This is a genomic window from Xanthobacter autotrophicus ATCC 700552 (genome assembly GCF_043194565.1).
Lineage (GTDB): Bacteria > Pseudomonadota > Alphaproteobacteria > Rhizobiales > Xanthobacteraceae > Xanthobacter > Xanthobacter autotrophicus_F.
Genome location: NZ_JBAFVS010000126.1, coordinates 1 through 209, shown reverse-complemented (window position 1 = coordinate 209; position 209 = coordinate 1). Strand labels below are relative to the sequence as shown.

Here is a 209-nt window from a genome sequence, read left to right as displayed (position 1 = left end):
ATGGCCAAAGAGAAGTTCAACCGCTCGAAGCCGCACTGCAACATCGGCACGATCGGTCACGTGGATCACGGCAAGACGTCGCTGACGGCGGCGATCACGAAGATCCTTGCGGAGACGGGCGGCGCGACGTTCACGGCGTACGACCAGATCGACAAGGCGCCGGAAGAGAAGGCGCGCGGCATCACCATTTCCACGGCGCACGTGGAATA

The 209-nt window shown here is 62.2% G+C and carries 1 protein-coding gene; it reads left to right on the top strand.

Going from position 1 to position 209, the window contains the following annotated elements; genetic code table 11:
- Positions 1-209, top strand: a 209-nt coding sequence (locus tag V5F48_RS25210) for a GTP-binding protein (RefSeq protein ID WP_394260676.1), incomplete at its 3' end; no start/stop codon positions are given.